Annotated in this window: 1 protein-coding gene; it reads left to right on the forward strand. The window is 47.4% G+C overall.

Translation table 11 applies throughout. The features are described 5' to 3' along the window. Positions 1-662 (forward strand): AMP-binding protein (locus tag ACFFGT_RS19165; RefSeq protein ID WP_377024127.1); only part of this gene is annotated, 662 nt, incomplete at both ends.

Raw genomic sequence — 662 nt, forward strand, 5'->3', positions numbered from 1 at the left:
AATCCGGAGGTCCGGCTCTATAACTTATACGGGCCATCAGAAACGCACGTAGTTACGGGTACAAGTTATAGTTACCAGGATGGCGTTTTACCACTAAAAGCCAGTATAGGTAAGCCGGTAGACAATACGGTAATCTACATTCTGGATAGTAATATGAGGCTTGTACCGCCGGGAGTAGAGGGGGAGATCTATATAGGGGGCTGGAACTTAGCCAAGGGATATCTTGGCAACGCTGGGCAAACGAAAGAAAAGTTCATTCCCGACCCTTTCCGTCCCGGATCATTGGTTTATCGGAGCGGAGATATCGGAAAGTGGCATTCGAATGGGGAGATCGAGTATATAATGCGGCGGGATAACCAGTTGAAAATAAATGGTTATCGTGTTGAGTTAGGCGAGATAGAAAGCTGTTTGCGAGAGCACCCTCAGGTAGAAGAAGCGATAGTTACGGCCAAAGTATCAGGAGAAGGGAATTATGAGCTGGTGGGTTATATTGTCAGTAAAGAAGCGATAATGCTCACCGAGCTCCGGTCCTATCTAAGTCGTCATGTTCCGGGCTACATGGTACCTGGTCATTATGTGCAGTTGGAATACCTGCCACTGACCAGCAACGGAAAAGTAGATAAGTCAAGCCTGCCGTTACCGGATGGATTTGGCTTGTTACG

It is taken from the genome of Mucilaginibacter angelicae, from assembly GCF_042434235.1.
Lineage (GTDB): Bacteria > Bacteroidota > Bacteroidia > Sphingobacteriales > Sphingobacteriaceae > Mucilaginibacter > Mucilaginibacter angelicae.